Source organism: Mycobacterium paraseoulense (assembly GCF_010731655.1).
GTDB lineage: Bacteria > Actinomycetota > Actinomycetes > Mycobacteriales > Mycobacteriaceae > Mycobacterium > Mycobacterium paraseoulense.
Map to the genome: position 1 here is coordinate 3,749,220 of NZ_AP022619.1, position 19,908 is coordinate 3,769,127.

At 68.2% G+C, this 19,908-nt stretch carries 2 protein-coding genes (1 of these 2 cut by a window edge); both read left to right on the plus strand.

Features of this window, described 5'->3' with window-relative positions:
• Positions 1 to 3,317, plus strand: partial view of a non-ribosomal peptide synthetase gene (locus G6N51_RS17440; RefSeq protein WP_142275223.1) — the end only. It extends 13,237 nt beyond the left edge of the window; only the last 3,317 of its 16,554 coding nucleotides appear in the window; the start codon falls outside the window, past its left edge; it ends in the stop codon at positions 3,315 to 3,317.
• Positions 3,314 to 19,906, plus strand: coding sequence for a non-ribosomal peptide synthetase (locus G6N51_RS17445; protein WP_167528589.1), 16,593 nt, complete (start codon positions 3,314 to 3,316; stop codon positions 19,904 to 19,906). The genes G6N51_RS17440 and G6N51_RS17445 overlap by 4 nt, the downstream gene beginning before the upstream one ends.
• The last annotated feature ends 2 nt before the right edge of the window (positions 19,907 to 19,908 follow it).

Genomic DNA, 19,908 nt, shown 5'->3' on the forward strand with positions numbered 1-19,908 from the left:
TGGCCTGCCCGTTCGGAGGCCCCGGGGCGCGCATGTATCGCACCGGGGATCTGGTGCGCTGGGGCCGCGACGGGCAACTGCACTACCTGGGGCGCGCCGACGAACAGGTCAAGATTCGCGGTTACCGCGTCGAACTCGGCGAAATCCGAATGGCCCTGGCCGCGCTCGACGGCGTCGACCACGCCGCCGTCATCGCCCGCGAAGACCACCCCGGCGACAAACGGCTGGTCGGCTACATCACCGGCACCGCCGACCCGGTCGCCGCCCGTGCCGCCCTGGCTGAGCGGCTGCCCGGCTACATGGTGCCCGCTGCCGTTCTCGCATTGGACGTGCTGCCCCTGACAGCCAACAAGAAACTCGACACCCGCGCCCTTCCGGCGCCCGACTACTCCAAGGTCGATCACTACCGCGCCCCGACCGACGCCGTCGAGGAAATCCTCGCGGGCGTCTACGCCCAGGTCCTGGGACTCGAGCACGTAGGGGTGGACGACTCCTTCTTCGACCTTGGCGGCGACAGCATTTCGTCGATGCAGGTGGTCGCCCGCGCCCGCGCCGCCGGCCTCGCGTGCCGCCCGCGCGACATCTTCGTCGAACAGACCGTGGCCCGACTTGCCCGCGTAGCCCACGTCACCGAGGGCCTTGGCGCCGTTGTGGATGGCGGCATCGGGCCGATCACGCCCACCCCAATCATGCGCTGGCTGCACAACATCGACGGCCCCGTCGATCAGTTCAACCAAACCATGCTGATACAGGCGCCGCCCGGGGTCACCCAGGCCGACGTGGTGGTGGTCCTGCAAGCCCTGCTGGACCGCCACGCCATGCTGCGGCTGCACGTCGCCGATGGCGATGCCGGCGAGTGGACGCTGGCCGTGCGCGAGGCCGGTGCGGTGGATGCCGGGGGGTGCCTGCACGGCGTCGAGGTGTTGACCGAGGCCGCAGTGGCGGATGCCCGGTCGCGCCTAGACCCCGCCGGCGGGGTGATGCTGAGCGCGCTGTGGATGGCCGACACCGGTCAGCTGGCGCTGATCATCCACCATCTCGCTGTGGACGCAGTGTCCTGGCGAATCCTGTTGGAAGATCTCAACATCGCCTGGGCTCAACACCGTAGCGGCCAGCCGGTCGCACTGCCCGCGGGCGGGACTCCATTCCAGCGCTGGGCGGCACTACTCGCCGAGCACGCCCACCAGCCTGCGGTGGTGGATCTTGCCGGCACCTGGCAACAGGTCGCGGCGACCCCGGCCGCCCTGCCCCCTCCGGAACCCGAGACTGACACCTACGCCAGCGCGGGACACCTGGCGGTTTCGCTGGACACCGAGACCACCCGCCTGCTGCTCGGTGAGGTTCCCGCGGCCTTTCGTGCTGGCATCCAAGACATCCTGCTGATCGCCTTCGGGTTGGCGTGGTCCGAGTTCTCGGGCTCGAGGGGTGGCGCGTCGATCGGGATCGACGTCGAGGGCCACGGCCGGTACGAGGACCTGGCCCCTGATGTCGACCTGTCCCGCACCGTGGGCTGGTTCACCACCAAGTACCCGGTGTCGCTGGCGGTCGATGGGCTGCGCTGGACGCAGCTGGTGGCCGGTGACGCTGCCGTCGGCCCAATCGTCAAGCGGGCCAAGGAACAACTGCGCGGCCTGCCCGACGGCCTGACCTACGGTCTGCTGCGCTACCTCAACACCGATGTCGCACTCCCCGGGTCCGATCCGACGATCGGGTTCAACTATTTCGGGCGGCTGGGCGCGGCCGAGGTGGCCGTCGATCTGTGGCGGATCAGCCAGGATGGTCTGGCGATCTCCACCTCCGCGGCGGCGGTGCCCATGCCGCTGGCGCACACCCTGGACCTCAATGCCGGCACTGTCGACACGGCCACCGGCCCCCACCTGCACGCCGACTGGACCTGGGCGCCTTCGGCGCTCGATCACACCCGGGTCGCCCGGCTCAGCCAGCTGTGGTTCGAGGCGCTGGCGGGCATCTGTGCCCACGTCCAACGCGGCGGCGGCGGTATCACCCCCTCCGACGTCTCCCCCGCCCACCTCACCCAAAGGCAGATCGACGAACTGCAGCGGCAGTACCGGATCGCCGACATCCTGCCGCTCACCCCTCTCCAGCAGGGACTGCTGTTCCACTCCGCCCGGCAGAACAGCGACAACGACCTGTACGCAATGCAACTCGACATCACCGTCGCCGGCCCGCTCCACCCCGATCGCCTGCACGATGCCGTGAACGCCGTCGTCGCCCGTCACCCCAACCTGGCCGCCCGATTCTGCAGTAAATTCGACCAGCCGGTACAAATCATCCCATCCGATCCCCAAATACCTTGGCAATACTTGGAATTCGATACGGACATCGATGAGCGGGTCCGGCAAATATGCGCCGCCGAGCGCGCCGCGGTATGCGACCTCAAGGTCTCGCCGGCTTTTCGGGTCGCTCTGATCCGTACCGCGCGCGAACAGTACCGCGTCGTCCTGACCAATCACCACATCGTGCTCGACGGGTGGTCATTGCCCATCCTGCTGCACGAGATCTTCGCCAGTTACTACGGCCAGCGGCTGCCGGCGGCCGGGTCATATCGTCGGTTTGTCACCTGGCTCGCCGAGCGAGACCTGCCCGCCGCCGAGGCGGCCTGGCGTGAGGTGCTGGCCGGGTTCGAGATTCCCACACTGGTCGGACCGCCGGGCCCGGCCAAGCTGGGACCGCGAGCCGTTGCCTCTGCTCGGGTGCCCGAGGACACCACCAAGGCCGTCAACGAGCTGGCCCGCTCCTGTCGCACCACCGTCAACACCGTGCTTCAGGGCGCCTGGGCACAGGTATTGATGTCGATGACGGGCCGGCGTGACGTCGTCTTCGGCGCCGCGGTCTCGGGACGGCCCGCCGAGGTGGCAGACGCGGAATCGATTGTGGGGCTGATGATCAACACGGTCCCGGTGCGGGCCACCATCACACCGGCCACCACCATCGCCGACCTGCTCGGCCAGCTCCAGAGTGCCCACAACCACACACTCGACCATCAGCATCTGGCGCTCAACGAAATTCACCGCATCACCGGGCACGACCAACTGTTCGACACGCTGTTCGTGTTCGAGAACTACCCGATCGACGCCACCGCACTGGTGAGCAACAACGGATTGGCCATCACCGACTTCACCGGCACCGAATCCACCCATTACCCGCTGACGATGCAGGCCAGACCCGACCGCGAATTGCTCCTGCGCGTCGAATACGACAGCCACGTGTTCGATGCGGCCGCAATCGAGGCATTGATCGAGCGCTTCCAGCGGGCGCTGATGGCCATGACCACCGACGTGGAGAGTCAATCGTGACCACCAACCCAACACGACGGTTGTTCTCCATCGATCTTGTCAACGAGTCGGAGCACGCTCACCTGGATGAGTGGAGCAACCGGGCGATATTGACCAAGCCCGCCGCGCCGGTGTCGATTCCGGCGCTGTTCTCCGCCCAGGTGGAACGCGACCCCGAGGCGGTGGCGGTGACCTTCGAGGGCCGCTCGATGACCTACAGCGAGCTCGACGAGGCGTCGAACCGGTTGGCGCACTTACTTGTTGGATACGGCGCTGGCCCGGGCACGTGCGTGGCGCTGCTGTTCTCCCGGTCGGCCGAGGCGATCGCGGCGATCCTGGCCGTGCTCAAGACCGGGGCGGCGTACCTGCCGATCGACCCGGCGGTGCCGGCGACCCGCATAGAATTCATGGTTACCGACGCCGCACCGATTGCCGCGGTCACCACCGCCGCGCAGGCCTGCCGGCTGCACGGGCACGGCCTGACCGTCATCGACATCGACGACCCGCGCATCGCCACCCAGCCCTGTGCCGCACTACCGGCCCCGGCCCCCGACGGCATCGCCCACATCATCTACACCTCGGGCACCACCGGCGTCCCCAAAGGCGTTGCGGCTACCCATCACAACGTCACCCGCCTTTTCGACTCACTCGACGTCGGGCTGGAACTGACCCCGGCGCAGGTGTGGACCCAGTGCCATTCCTACGCCTTCGACTTCTCCGTGTGGGAGATCTGGGGCGCCCTGCTGTTCGGCGGGCGCCTGGTCGTGGTGCCCGAGGCGATAGCCGGCTCGCCGCCCGACCTGCACGCCCTGCTCGTCGCCGAGCACGTCACCGTGTTGAGCCAAACCCCCTCAGCGGCAGCCGCACTCTCCCCCGGAGGATTGGAATCGGTGGCGCTGATCGCCGCCGGTGAGGCCTGCCCCGCCGACCTGGTCGACCGCTGGGCGCCCGGGCGCGTGATGATCAACGGCTACGGCCCGACCGAAACCACCGTCTACGCCACCATCAGCGCCCCACTGGCCCCCGGTTCGGCGGTGGTGCCCATCGGGACACCCGTGCCGGGGGCGGCGCTGTTCGTCCTCGACGAGTCGCTGCACCCGGTGCCGCCCGGGGCGGTCGGTGAACTCTACGTGGCCGGTCACGGCGTCGGAGTCGGGTATGTGCGCCGGGCCGGGTTGACCGCGTCGCGGTTTGTCGCCTGCCCCTTCGGCGGAGCAGGAGCGCGGATGTATCGCACCGGGGATCTGGTGCGCTGGGGCCGCAACGGCCAACTGGACTACCTGGGGCGCGCCGACGAACAGGTCAAGATCCGCGGCTACCGCATCGAACTCGGCGAAATCCAAGCGGCCCTGACCGCACTCGACGGCGTCGACCGCGCCGCCGTCATCGCCCGCGAAGACCGCCCCGGAGACAAACGGCTCGTGGGCTACATCATCGGCACCGCCGACCCGACCACCGCGCGTGCCGCGCTGGCCGAGCGGCTCCCCGGCTACATGGTGCCAGCCGCGATCGTGACGTTGCAGACGCTGCCCGTCACGGTCAACGGGAAACTCGACACCCGCGCCCTGCCGGCCCCGGAATACCAGGATGCCGACCACTACCGCGCCCCCACCAACGCCGTGGAAGAGATCCTGGCCGACATCTACGCCCAAGTCCTCGGACTGGACCGGGTCGGCGTCGATGACTCGTTCTTCGACCTGGGCGGGAATTCGGTGTCCGCGATGCGCCTCGTCGCCGCGCTCAACACCGCCCTGGACGCCGACCTCGACATGCACGCCCTGTTCGACTTCCCCACGATTGCCCAATTGACGCCCCGTATCAGCAGGGAGGGTGGTCGGCGTAAGCCGTTGGTGGCCGTCGAGCGGCCCGCGGTGGTGCCGTTGTCGTTTGCCCAGAATCGGTTGTGGTTCCTCGACCAATTGCAAGGGCCCTCAGCGGTTTACAACATGGCGGTGGTCTTGCGGTTGCGCGGGCACCTCGATGTCGACGCACTGGGTGCGGGGATGGTCGACGTGGTGGCGCGCCATGAGAGCCTGCGCACACTGATCGCCGCACCCGACGGCATACCCCAGCAGCAGGTGGTGTCCGCCGAGCCGACCGATTTCGGTTGGGAAATCATCGACGCCGCCGCCTGGTCGCCGGGCCGGCTGAGTGCGGCCATCGAGGAGGCGGCGGGTCACACCTTTGACCTGGCAACCCAAATCCCGTTGCGGGCAAAGCTTTTCCGCGTCAACGATGATGAGCACGTGTTGGTGGGTGTGGTGCACCATATCGCCGCCGACGGCTGGTCGATCACCCCTCTGATGCGTGACCTGGGCATCGCGTATGCCAGCCGAAGCGCGGGGCGGTCCCCAGCATGGGCCGAATTGCCGTTGCAATACGTCGATTACACGTTGTGGCAACGCGAACAGTTTGGTGATCTGGACGACGACCACAGCCCGATCGCCGGCCAACTGGCCTACTGGCAGGATGCCCTGGCCGGCATGCCCGAATGCCTGCACTTGCCAATCGATCGGCCCTATCCGCCGGTGGCCGATCAGCGCGGCGCCAAGGCAGCCGTGGACTGGCCTGCGGCGCTCCAGCAACGAGTTCGCGAGCTCGCCGTCGAGCACAACGCGACCAGCTTCATGGTGGTGCAGACGGCCCTGGCGGTGCTGCTGTCGCGGCTCAGCGCGAGTTCCGATGTGGCGGTGGGGTTTCCGATCGCCGGCCGTGGTGATCCTGCTCTCGACGAGCTGGTCGGGTTCTTCGTCAACACCCTGGTGTTGCGGGTCGATCTGACCGGAGATCCCAGCTTTGCCGAGCTGCTGGCCCAGGTGCGCCGGCGTAGCCTGGCCGCCTACGATCGTCAGGACGTGCCCTTCGAGGTGCTGGTCGAGCGCCTCAACCCCGCCCGATCCCTGGCCCATCACCCGCTGATCCAGGTGATGTTGTCCTGGCAGAACCTTCCCGGGCACGAAAACCATGATCCCGCCGCCGGATTGGCGCTGGGCGATCTGCAGGTCACCCAGGTGCCGGTGGACAGCCACACCGCCCGGATGGATCTGTCGTTTTCCCTGGCCGAGCGCTTCACCGAGACCGGTGCGGCCGCCGGGATCGGCGGGGCGGTGGAATTCCGCACCGACGTGTTCGACACGGCAACCGTCGACGCCTTCATCGAGCGGTTCGAACGCGTCCTGGAGGCGATGACCGCCGACCCGGACCAGCGGTTGTCGTCGGTGGACGTGCTGGATGCCGGTGAGCATGCCCGGCTGGATGAGATCGGCAACCGGGCGGTGTTGACCGGGCCCGCACCGGCGCCCGCGTCCGTTCCGGAGTTGTTCGCCGACCACGTGACCCGCTCGCCGCAGGCGGTCGCGATCCGCTGCGGCGGCCGCTCACTGACCTACCGCGAACTCGACGAGGCCGCGAACCGGCTGGGGCACCTGCTGGCCGCCGATGGTGTGCGGCCGGGCTCGTGTGTGGCGCTGTTGATGGAGCGGTCCGCGCACGCGGTCGCGGCCATGCTGGCGGTACTCAAGTCCGGGGCGGCCTATCTGGCGATCGACCCCGCGCTGCCCGATACCCGGATCGAGTTCATGATCACCGATGCCGCGCCGATCGCCGCTGTCACGACCGCGGGCCTGCGGTCGCGACTGGACGGGTACGACCTGCTGGTCATCGATGTCGACGATCCCGCTGTCGACGGCCAGCCCGATACCGCATTGCCGGCGCCAGCCCCGGACGGCATCGCCTACCTGATCTACACCTCGGGCACTACCGGCGTCCCCAAGGGCGTGGCCATCAACCACCGCAACCTGACCCACTTGGCTCGGTCAGCGCCCCCAGGCCTGCCCGGTGCCCAGGTGTGGACCCAATGCCACTCCTATGCCTTCGACTTCTCGGTGTGGGAGATCTGGGCTGCGCTCCTCGGCGGAGGGCGCCTGGTGGTGGTACCCGAGGAGGTGACGGCCTCGCCAGAGGACTTCCACGCCTTCTTGGTCGGCGAACAGGTCAACGTGCTCACCCAGACCCCGTCCGCGGTGACCGCACTCTCGCCGCAGGGGTTGGATTCGGTGGCGTTGCTGCTCGGCGGTGAGGCCGTCCCCGCCGAGGTGGTGGATCGGTGGGCACCCGGACGGGTGGTGATCAACGCATACGGCCCGACCGAGGCGACGGTGTACGCGTCGATGAGCGCGCCGTTACAGGCGGGGTCGGGTGCGGCGCCGATCGGGGCGCCGGTGGCGACCGCGGCCTTGTTCGTCCTCGACGAATGGCTGCGCCCCCTGCCGGCCGGGGTGGTCGGCGAGTTGTACGTGGCCGGCCACGGCGTGGGGGTCGGGTATGTGCGGCGGCCCGGGTTGACCGCGGCCCGGTTCGTCCCCTGTCCCTTCGGCGGACCCGGGACGCGGATGTATCGCACCGGCGATCTGGTGCGGTGGGGTCCCGATGGACAGCTGCGCTACCTCGGACGCGCGGACGAACAGGTCAAAATCCGCGGGTACCGCATCGAACTCGGTGAGATCCAGGCCGCACTGGCCGGGCTGGACGGTGTCGACCAGGCGGTGGTGATCGCCCGCGAGGACCGTCCCGGCGACAAACGCCTGGTCGGCTACATCACCGGAACAGCACTCCCGGCCGAGGCGCGCGCCCTGCTCGCTGAGCGGCTCCCCGCCTATATGGTTCCCGCCGCGGTGGTGGCTGTCGGCGCGTTGCCGTTGACGGTCAACAACAAGCTCGACACCCGCGCCCTGCCGGCACCGGAGTACCGCGATGGCGATCGCTACCGCGCACCGACCAACGCGGTCGAGGAGGTTCTGGCCGGCATCTACGCCCAGGTGCTGGGGCTGGAGCGGGTCGGGGTCGACGAGTCGTTCTTCGACCTGGGCGGGGACAGCATCTTGTCGATGCAGGTGGTGGCCCAGGCCCGGGCGGCAGGCCTGACGTGTCGGCCGCGCGACATCTTCGTCGAGCAGACGGTGGCCCGCCTGGCCCGAGTGGCCGTGGCGGCCGCCGGTGCAGCCGTCCCGGTCGATGAGGGTGTCGGGCCGGTGCCGGCAACCCCGATCATGCGCTGGCTGCACACCGTGGACGGCCCGACCGACCAGTTCAACCAAACGATGGTCGTGCAAGCACCGGCCGGGGTCTCCGACGTCGACGTGGCGATCGTTCTTCAGGCGCTGCTGGACCGCCACGCCATGCTGCGGCTACGCGCCGACACCGATGACGCCGGGGGCTGGTCACTCCAGGTTCCCGAGCCGGGTTCGGTCGACTCCGGTGCTTGCCTGCACACCGTCGACGTGCTCTCGGACGAGGCGCTGTCAGAGGCCCGGTCACGGTTGAACCCGGCCGGCGGGGCGATGGTGCGCGCGGTATGGGCGACCGTCAGCGGCCAGTTGGCGCTGATCATTCACCACCTGGCCATCGACGCGGTGTCCTGGCGAATCCTGTTGGAGGACTTGAATATCGCGTGGGCCCAGCATCACAGCGGTCAACCGATTGCGCTGCCGGCAGCCGGGACCTCATTCGCCCGCTGGGCGGCACTCCTCAATGAGCACGCCCACACCCCAGCGGTCGTCGACCAGGCCGACACCTGGCGAAAGGTGTTGGCGACCCCGGCCGCGTTACCGCCGGTACAACCCGAACGTGATACCTATGCCAGCGCCGGGCACCTGACGGCAGCACTGGATGTCGAGACGACCCGCCTGCTGCTCGGCGAGGTGCCCGCGGCGTTTCACACCGGGATCACCGACATCCTGTTGATCGCATTCGGGATGGCCTGGGCCGAATACTTGGGCGCACTCAGCGACGCGCCCGTCGGCATCGACGTTGAGGGCCATGGGCGCCACGACGACCTTTTCCCCGACGTGGACTTGTCGCGCACCGTGGGCTGGTTCACCACCAAATACCCGGTTTCGCTGGCGGTCGGTGGCCTGCGCTGGACCCAGGTCGTGGCCGGCGAGGCGGCGCTGGGTGCGGTGGTCAAAGGCGGCAAAGAACAACTGCGCGCCCTGCCCGACGGCCTGACCTACGGGCTGCTGCGCTACCTCAACACCGACGTCGACCTGGCCGGTCCGGACCCGACGATCGGATTCAACTATCTGGGCCGGATGGGCGCGGCCGCCGCCGACCTCCCTGACGAGCTGTGGCGGGTCAGCCAGGACGGCCAGTCAGTCGCTGCCGCGACCGCCGTGCCGATGCCACTGGGACACACCCTGGAACTCAACGCCGTCGCCTTGGAAAACGAGACTGACACCGATACCGGCCCGCACCTGCACGCCACCTGGACGTGGGCCTCGTCAGCACTGGACCACCACCAGATCAGCCGACTCAGTCAGCTGTGGTTCGAGGCCCTGGCCGGAATCTGCGCGCATGTCCGTCGCGGGGGCGGCGGGCTGACCCCCTCCGATATCGTCCCCGCCCGGCTCAGCCAACCTCAGATCGACGCGCTGCAACAGCAGTACCGGATCGCCGATATCTTGCCGCTAACCCCCCTGCAGCGGGGACTACACTTTCACGCCGGCGCCAGCGGCAGCAACAACGACCTGTACGCGATGCAGTTGGACATCACCGTCACCGGCCCGCTCGATCCGCACCGCCTGCACGATGCCGTACACACGGTGATCAACCGCCATCCCAACCTGGCCGCCCGGTTCTGCGAAGAATTCGACCAGCCGGTCCAGATCATCCCGGCCGAACCCACGGCGGCGTGGCAGTACTTCGAACTGGACTCCGAGGAACAGGTCCAGCAGGTGTGCGCCGCCGAACGCGCCGCGGTCTGCGACCTCACCGAGCCGCCGGCCTTTCGGGTGGCGTTGATCCGCACCGCCGACGGGCGGCACCGGGTCGTGCTGACCAACCACCACATCGTGCTCGATGGCTGGTCGCTGCCGATCCTGCTGGGGGAAATCTTCGCCGGCTACTACGGACAGCGGCTACCCGCGGCCACGCCGTATCGCCGGTTCGTCGGTTGGCTGGCCGATCGAGACCTCGAGGCCGCCCACGCCGCCTGGCGCGATGTGCTGGCCGGCTTCGACACCCCCACCCTGGTGGCCCCGCCGAATCGGTCAGGGCTCGGGCGGCGCGGCGTGACCTCGTCTCGGGTGCCCGAACAGACCACCCGGGCGCTGGTCGAGTTGGCGCGCTCGTGCCACACCACCGTCAACACCGTGTTGCAGGCCGCGTGGGCGCAGCTGCTGATGGGGCTGACAGGTCAGCATGACGTCACCTTCGGCACCGCGGTCTCCGGCCGGCCGACTGAGCTGCCCGGCGCGGAAACGATGGTCGGTCTGTTGATCAACACGGTGCCGGTGCGCGCGAGGATCAACCCGGCCACCACCACCGCCGGGCTGCTCGACCAACTACGCAACGACCACAACCACACACTGGAACACCAACACCTGGCGCTCGCCGAGATCCACCGCGCCACCGGCCACGACCAACTCTTCGACACCCTGTTCGTCTACGAGAACTACCCCATCGACACCGCCACGTCGTTGGACGTCCGCGAGCTGGCCATCACCGACATCGCCACCCGTGAATCCACCCACTACCCGCTGACACTGCAAGCGATGCCGGGCGACGAGTTGGGCCTTCGCCTCGAATTCGACACCGCCGTATTCGACCCGGCCGGCATCGAGGCGCTGGCCGCGCGCTTGCAGCGGATCCTGGCGACCATGTCCGCCGATCCAACGGCGCGGCTTGCGTCGATGGATGTGCTCGATGCCGACGAACACACCCGCCTCGATGAGTTCGGCAATCGCGCGGTGTTGGCCCAGCCCGCGACGCCGGTGTCGATTCCAGGGTTATTCGCCGCACAGGTGGCGCGCACACCCGGGGCGGTGGCGGTGACCTTCGACGGCCGCTCAATGACGTACCGCGAGGTTGATCGGGCATCGAATCGCTTGGCGCACCTGCTGATCGGACATGGTGTTGGCCCCGGCCAGTGTGTGGCGGTGCTGTTCAACCGGTGCGCCGACGCGATTGTCGCGATCCTGGCAACGCTCAAGGCCGGGGCCGCGTACTTACCGATCGACCCGGCGCACCCGCCGGCCCGGATCGAGTTCATGATGGCTGACGCCGCGCCGATCGCCGCGATTGCCGCCACCGGGCCGGCCGACCGGCTGCGCGGGTACGGCGTGCCGGTCATCGCCACCGACGACCCCGCTGTGAAGACCTACCCAAGCACAGGCCTCCCGGCGCCGGACCCCGACGACGTCGCCCACATCATCTATACCTCCGGCACCACGGGAGTCCCCAAGGGCGTCGCCGTCACCCACCACAACATCACCCGGCTGTTCGACTCACTCGACGTCGGCCTGGAGCCGGCGCCGGAACAGGTGTGGACTCAGTGCCACTCCTATGCCTTCGACTACTCGGTCTGGGAGATCTGGGGCGCGTTGCTGCACGGCGGGCGCCTGGTCGTGGTGCCGGAGTCGGTGGCGGCCTCACCGGATGACTTGCACGCCTTACTCGTCGCCGAGAAGGTCAGCGTCTTGAGTCAAACCCCGTCGGCGGTCGCGACGCTCTCACCCGAGGGTCTGGGATCGGCGGCGTTGATGATCGCCGCCGAGGCCTGCCCGGGCGAGGTGGTGGATCGGTGGGCGCCCGGGCGGGTGATGATCAACGGCTACGGCCCGACCGAGACCACGGTGTATGCCACGATCAGCGCCCCGCTGACGGCGGGGTCGGCGGTGGTGCCGATCGGTGCACCGGTGCCGGGGGCGGCGCTGTTCGTCCTGGACGGATGGTTGCGCGCGGTGCCCGTCGGCGTGATCGGGGAGTTGTATGTGGCCGGTCGCGGCGTCGGGTGCGGGTATCTGCGGCGGGCCGGGTTGACCGCGTCGCGGTTCGTGGCGTGTCCGTTCGGGGAGCCCGGAACACGCATGTATCGCACCGGGGACCTGGTGCGCTGGGGCGCCGATGGGCAGCTGCAGTATCTCGGGCGCGCCGATGAGCAGGTCAAGATCCGCGGATATCGCATCGAACTCGGTGAGATCCAGACGGCGCTGTCCGGACTGGACGGGGTGGAGCAGGCGGTGGTGATCGCCCGCGAAGACCGCCCCGGTGACAAGCGCTTGGTGGGCTACGTCACCGAGACGGTCACCGGGGCAGTGGACCCGGCAGCCGTCCGTTCGCAGCTCGCCGAGCGGTTACCGGCGTACCTCGTCCCCGCGGCGGTGATGGTGCTGCAGGAGCTGCCCCTGACGGTCAACGGCAAGCTCGACAGGCGCGCCCTGCCGGCACCCGAATACCATGCGGGTCTCTACCGCGCCCCCGCCGACGTGGTCGAGGAGGTCCTGGCCGGCGTCTACGCCCAGATCCTGGGGCTCGAGCAGGTCGGGGTCGACGAGTCGTTCTTCGACCTGGGCGGGGATTCGCTGTCGGCGATGCGGCTGGTCGCCGCGGTCAACAAAACCCTGGATACCAACCTCGCGGTGCGCACGATATTCGACGCGCCGTCCGTCAGAAGCCTGAGTCGGCTGTTGGGTAGGGATGGCAGGCTGCTGGAAGTGGCTCCCGCCGTGAGCCCGGCAACCGACTTGTGCTTCACGTCGGTGCATGGCGGCGAGACGGCCGAGGTGCACGCCCGCGATCTGACGCTGGACAAGTTCATCGACGCCCCGACGCTCTCGGTCGCCCCGACGCTTCCCAGGGCCGGCTCCCAGGCGCGGACGGTCCTGCTGACCGGGGCGACCGGCTTCCTCGGGCGTTACCTGGCGCTGCACTGGCTCGACCGCATGGCACGCGTCGACGGCACCCTGATCTGCCTGGTGCGCGCCCACTCCGACGAGGACGCGCGACGCCGTCTGCACCAGACCTTCGACAGCGGCGACCCCGAGCTGTTGCGGCACTTCGAGGAACTCGCCGATCATCTCGAGGTCATCGCCGGCGACAAGGGCGAAGCCAACCTGGGCCTGGACCCCCAGACCTGGCAGCGGCTGGCCGAGACCGTCGATCTGATCGTCGATGCCGCCGCCCTGGTCAACGCCGTCCTGTCCTACCGTGAGTTGTTCGGGCCCAACGTCATGGGCACCGCCGAGCTGATCCGGATCGCGCTCACCACCAAGATCAAGCCCTACACCTACGTGTCGACTTCAGACGTCGGCCGCCAGGTCGAGCGGTCGCTGTTCACCGAGGACGCCGACATCCGGGCCATCAGCCCCACCCGCACCGTCGACGGAAGCCTGGCCAACGGCTACGGCAGCAGCAAGTGGGCCGGCGAGGTGCTGCTGCGCGAGGCCCACGACCTGTGCGGGCTGCCGGTAGCGGTGTTCCGCTCCGGCATGATCCTGGCCGACACCACCTACGCGGGCCAGCTCAACGTGCCGGACACCGTCACCCGCATGGTGCTGAGCGTCCTGGCCACCGGCGTCGCGCCCTCCTCGTTCTTCCAGCTCGACGCCGAGGGCAACCGGCAACGCACGCACTTCGACGGGCTGCCGGTGGGTTTCGTCGCCGAGGCGATCGCCACGCTGGGCGCCCGGGTGGTCGACGGGTTTGAGACCTACCACGTGATGAACCCGCACGACGACGGCATCGGGCCCGATGAGTTCGTCGACTGGCTGATCGAGGCCGGCTACCCCATCCAGCGCATCGATGACTTCGGGGAGTGGTTGCAGCGGTTCGAGGCCGCCCTGCGTGCCCTGCCGGACCGGCAGCGCCGGCACTCGGTGCTGCAGATGTTGCTGTTGCGCAACGCTATTCAGCCGCAACCCCCCGAGCCCAGCCGCGGGTCCTACGCGCCGACCGACCGATTCCGTGCCGCGGTGCAAGAAGCGAAAATCGGCCCCGACAAGGACATCCCGGACATCCCGCACGTGTCGGCGCCGATCATCATCAAGTACGCCACCGACCTGCACCTGCTCGGCCTGCTGGGTGCGGAACGGGCCGGGGCCGACGACTCGCGTGGAGATGCGGGTCGGCGTAAGCCGTTGGTGGCCGGTCCACGGCCGGCAGTGGTCCCGCTGTCGTTCGCCCAAAGCCGGCTGTGGTTCCTCAACCGGTTCGAGGGTGGGGTTGCGACCTACAACATGCCGATCGCTTTTCGGATGAGCGGGCTCCTGGATGTTGCGGCGCTGCAATCGGCGCTCGACGATGTCGTCGCCCGCCACGAATCGCTGCGCACCATATTTCCCGACATCGACGGTGTGCCGTTCCAGCAGGTGATGCCGGCCAAGCCGGGCATGTGGCAGGGCGGGGACCCAGCGGTGATGTCTTTGCCGGAGCAGGATGTCGCCGGCAGGGTGATTGCGCTGGCTGGGTACCGGTTCGATTTGTCGGCAGAGATCCCGATTCGTGCGCAGATCTACTCGGTCGGGCCCGAGCAGCATGTGGTGGCAATTGTGTTGCACCACATTGCTTTTGATGGCTGGTCGTTCGCTCCCATGGTCAGGGACATCGCCGAGGCGTACCGGGCACGAGCGCGGGGGGAGGCGCCGCGGTGGGTGCCGTTACCGGTGCAGTATGCGGATTACACGCTTTGGCAATTGGATCTGTTGGGCGCGGAGTCTGATCCCGACAGCATTATCGCGGGCCAGTTGCGGTACTGGCGGCAGGAATTGGCCGATCTGCCGGCAGTGGCGTCGCTGCCGACGGATCGGCCCCGCTCGCCGGAGCCCAGTTTCCGCGGTGATGCGATCGACGTGCCCGTCGACCCGCAAATGTGGGCCGGCGTCAAACGTGTTGCAGCAGAGCATAATACGACCGCATCGATGGTGCTGCAGGCGGTGGTGGCGGTGTTGTTGCACCGAGTCGGCGTCGGCGAGGACGTGGTGATGGGCACGCCGATCGCCGGACGGTTGGATCAGGCGCTCGACGATCTGGTCGGGTTCTTCGTCAACACCTGGGTGCTGCGGGTGGGGATCACTTCTGCGCACCGGTTCAGCGATGTGCTCGGGCAGGTGCGCGATAAGGCGCTTGATGCCTACAGCAATCAGGATGTTCCGTTCGAGCGGCTGGTCGAGCAGCTCAACCCGGTGCGCTCCACGGCACACCATCCGCTGTTTCAGGTGTTCATGGCCTTCCAGAACAATGTGCGCCCCGAGGTGTTGTCGTTCGACGAGCTCAGCGTCGAGCCGCTGACGGCTGCGACCGGCACCGCCAAGTTCGACCTGGAATTCGAGTTCAGCGAAGTGCCGACCGACGATCCGGCCGCGCCGATGGCCTCCGGGGTGGTGACTTACGCCACCGATCTCTTCGACCGAGCCACCGTCGAGCGGTTGGTCACCTGGTTTGGACGGCTGATCGAGGCGGTGGTGGCGAACGCGTCGGTCGTGGTGGGAGACGTCCCGCTGCTCGATCGCGGTGAGCGGGACTTGGTGCTGTCGCAGTGGTCTGGGACTGGCGTGGAAGTGCCCGTGGCGGTGGCGCCACAGTTGTTGGCTGCGGCGGCGGCCCGCCCCGACTCGGTGGCGGTGGTGGACGGCACCCGGGAGGTGTCGTACCGCGAGCTTGATGAGTGGTCGACGCGGTTGGCGCGGGTACTGATCGACGCGGGGGTGGGTCCTGAGCATGCCGTGGGTGTCGCAATGGATCGGTGTCTGGAGTTGGTGGTGGCCTGGTGGGCGGTGGTCAAGGCCGGCGGGATCTATGTGCCGGTGGATCCGGCCTATCCGGTCGAACGGATCGCCACGATGCTGGACACGGTCGATGCGGGGTTGGTGTTGACGTGTGGTGCCGACACCGTGGCCGGGGCCGGGCCGCGCCCGGTGCTCCGCATCGACGGTATGGACCTGTGCGGGCGCTCCGCGGATGCAATAACCGACGCCGACCGGCTGGCGCCGTTGGGGGTGGACAACACCGCCTACGTGATGTTCACGTCGGGGTCCACCGGTTCACCCAAAGGGGTCGCGGTCAGCCACGCCGGTCTGCGCGCGGCGGCGCTGGGCGAGGGGGTCGGGCTGGGTGCGGATTCGCGGCTGTTGATGGTGGCGTCGCCGACCTTCGATGTGTCGGTCGGCGAGTTGTTGTCGGCGGTGAGGTCGGGGGCGGCGCTGGTGGTGGCGGGCAGGGAAGCGTACGCCGGGGAGGCGTTGACCACGTTGCTGCAGTGCCGGCAGGTCAATGCGGCGGTATTCACCCCGACGGTGCTGTCGTCGCTGGATCCGGCCCGGCTGAACGGGGTGGACACGCTGATCACCATCGGGGAGGCCCTCCCGGCAGAGTTGGCGGCCACCTGGGCGTCGGGCCGGCAGATGTTCAACACCTACGGCCCCACCGAGACCACCATCTGGGTCACCTGCACTGCGCCGCTGTCGGCGGGGCAGCCGGTGGGCATCGGCGCCCCGCTGCCCGGAGCGTGCGCGCTGGTTCTCGATACCCGGCTGAACCCGGTGCCCAGGGGAGTGGTCGGCGAGTTGTATGTGAGCGGGCCGGTCCTGGCTCACGGCTATGTGGGCCGGGTGGACCTGACCGCCGAGCGGTTCGTCGCAAATCCCTATGGGGCTGCCGGCGCGCGGATGTACCGGACCGGTGACCTGGTGCGCTGGGCCCCGGATGGAACACTGGACTACCTGGGCCGCGCCGACACCCAGATCAAATTGCGCGGTCAACGCATCGAACTGGGCGAAATCGAAAACACCCTGCTGTCGTGCCCGCAGGTCACCCAGGCAGCCGCAACCGTGCACCACGCCAAGACCGGCGCCCAACTCGTCGCCTACGTCACCCTCGAGCACACCGCCAGCGCCGACCACGACGCCGAAAGCGTCGAAGAATGGCAACACGTCTGGAACGAGCTCTACGGTGCTGAGGTCGGAGTGTCGGCGTTCGGCATGGACTTTCGGAGCTGGAACAGCAGTTACACCGGTGATCCGATCCCGCTCGAGGAAATGGTGGAGTGGCGTTCGGCAATAGTGGACCGGATCATCGCCCTGCAGCCGCGAAGAGTGTTGGAGATCGGCGCGGGCTCGGGGTTGGTGCTGTCGCAGATCGCCCCGGAGTGTGAGCGTTACGTTGCCACCGACATGTCGGCGGCGGCCATCGACCACCTGGCCCGCTCGCTGGAGCGGTTGCAGACCCCGTGGCGTGACCGGGTCCAGCTGCTGACCCGACCCGCCCATGTGGTCGAGGGACTGCCGCCCGGCTACTTCGACACCATCATTCTCAACTCGGTCATCCAGTACTTTCCCAATCGGCAATACCTGGCCGACCTCATCGACTACGCCGTGGAACTGCTGGCCCCCGGCGGGGCACTGTTCATCGGTGACGTCCGCAACCACACTCTGCAGGGCGCCTTCCAAACCGCGGTCGCGCTGGCCCGCACCGACACCACGGACACCGCCGAGATCCGCCAACGGGTTCACCGGGCCATGCTCAGCGAATCCGAATTGCTCTTAGCCCCGGAGTTTTTCACCACGTGGGCCGCCGACCACCCGTCAGTGGCCGGGCTCGACATCCAAGTCAAACGCGGATCTGCCGACAACGAACTGAACCGGTACCGCTACGACGTGGTCGTCCATAAAACCCCGACGTGGGTACGCTCGCTCGCGAAAGTGCCCACCTGGACGTGGGCCCAGTGCGCAGGACTGGACGGGTTACGCAGCCAGTTGCTGACGCACCGTCCCGCCACGGTCCGCATCGCCGAGATTCCCCACACCGGAGTGATCACCGACGTCCGCGTCGAAGAGGCACTCACGGCCGGGTTACCGCTGGCCGATGCACTCGCCCAAGCCAATGCGACCCCCGATACCGCCACTGCGGAACAATTGCACCGCGCCGGCGAAGCCGCCGGATATCACGTCGCGGTGACCTGGGGCACCAAACCCGGCACCCTCGACGCCGTCTTCATCGGCCCCGAACCGCACCGCGAGCACACCCCACCGCTGACCGACCTCTACCTGCCCGACACGTGGGCCCGCCGAAGCACCCCGCACGCCAATGAACCCCGCACCAACGCCAAGGTCAGCGCGGTGCGCCAGCGTTTGAGCGCGCGGTTACCGGAATACATGGTGCCGTCCCAGATAGTCGTGCTTGAGCAGTTCCCGTTGACCTCCTCGGGCAAGATCGACCGAAAAGCGCTGCCGGCGCCGGTGTTTGCCGCCACACCCTTCCAGGCACCGCAGACCCCGACCGAGGAGATCGTGGCCGGCGTCTACGCCCAGGTCCTGGGCCTCGAGCGGGTCGGGGTCGACGAGTCGTTCTTCGACCTGGGCGGGGATTCGCTGTCGGCGATGCGCCTGATCGACTCGATCAACAAAGCCCTTGAGTCCCATCTTGCGGTGCGCACAGTGTTCGACGCCCCGTCCGTCAGAAGCCTCAGCGAGCAATTGGACCGACATGAGAGCCCGGCCGGCGACGTGCTCTTTGCGTCGGTGCACGGCGGCGACACCACCGAGGTGCACGCCCGCGATCTGACGCTGGACAAGTTCATCGACGCCCCGACGCTCTCGGTCGCCCCGACGCTTCCCAGGGCCGGCTCCCAGGCGCGGACGGTCCTGCTGACCGGGGCGACCGGCTTCCTCGGGCGTTACCTGGCGCTGCACTGGCTCGACCGCATGGCGCGCGTCGAGGGCACGCTGATCTGCCTGGTGCGCGCGCACTCCGACGAGGACGCGCGACGCCGTCTGCACCAGACCTTCGACAGCGGCGACCCCGAGCTGTTGCGGCACTTCGAGGAACTCGCCGATCATCTCGAGGTCATCGCCGGCGACAAGGGCGAAGCCAACCTGGGCCTGGACCCCCAGACCTGGCAGCGGCTGGCCGACACCGTCGATCTGATCGTCGATGCCGCCGCCCTGGTCAATACCGTCTTGCCCTACCGTGAGTTGTTCGGGCCCAACGTCATGGGCACCGCCGAGCTGATCCGGATCGCGCTCACCACCAAGATCAAGCCCTACACCTACGTGTCGACGAGCGCCGTGGGTCACCAGGTCGAGCGGTCGCTGTTCACCGAGGACGCCGACATCCGGGTCATCAGCCCCACCCGCACAGTCGACAACAGCTACGGCAACGGATACCCCAACAGCAAGTGGGCCGGCGAGGTGCTGCTGCGCGAGGCCCACGACCTGTGCGGTATGCCGGTCTCGGTATTTCGTAGCGACGTGATCCTGGCCGACACCACCTACGCGGGCCAGCTCAACGTGCCGGACGTGTTCACGAGGACGGCGCTGAGCCTGCTGGCCACCGGCGTCGCGCCCGGCTCGTTCTTCCAGCTCGACGCCGAGGGCAACCGGCAACGCGCGCACTTCGACGGGCTGCCGGTGGGTTTCGTCGCCGAGGCGATCGCCACGCTGGGCGCCCGGGTGGTCGACGGGTTTGAGACCTACCACGTGATGAACCCGCACGACGACGGCATCGGGCCCGATGAGTTCGTCGACTGGCTGATCGAGGCCGGCTACCCGATCCAGCGCATCGATGACTTCGGGGAGTGGTTGCAGCGGTTCGAGGCCGCCCTGCGTGCCCTGCCGGACCGACAGCGCCGGCACTCGGTCCTGGAGGTGTTGCAGTTCCTGTTGAACACTGCCGAGCAGTTGCAGCCCCCCGAGCCGACCAGCGCGTGCTACGCGCCGACCGACCGATTCCGCGCCGCGGTGCAAGAAGCGAAAATCGGCCCCGATCAAGACATTCCGCACATCTCGGCACCGATCATCATCAAATACGCCACCGACCTGCACCTGCTCGGAATGCTCTAGCC